We start from the raw sequence: 204 nt of genomic DNA, 5'->3' as shown, positions 1-204 counted from the left end.
CGCTGGGTCTGTTCCAGCAGCGCCCGAGTTCGGGTTGGGGTACCCCGGAGCAGATCACCGATCCCGAGTACTCCACGACCGCGTTCCTGAAGGGTCTGAAGCAGGTCGACGGGTGGCAGGACATGCCCCTGACCGAGGCCGCGCAGACCGTGCAGGTCTCGGCGTACCCGGACGCCTACGCCCAGTGGGAGCAGCAGGCCACCG

Annotated in this window: 1 pseudogene; it reads left to right on the top strand. The window is 68.6% G+C overall.

What is annotated here, in order from left to right:
- Nucleotides 1–204, top strand: a pseudogene (locus QSK15_RS32485) (hypothetical protein); the annotation flags it as partial.

Source organism: Micromonospora sp. NBRC 107095, assembly GCF_030269705.1.
GTDB classification, from domain to species: Bacteria; Actinomycetota; Actinomycetes; order Mycobacteriales; family Micromonosporaceae; genus Micromonospora; species Micromonospora parva.
The sequence above is the reverse complement of the archived record's forward strand: the minus strand, read 5'-3'. Positions and strand labels throughout refer to the sequence as shown.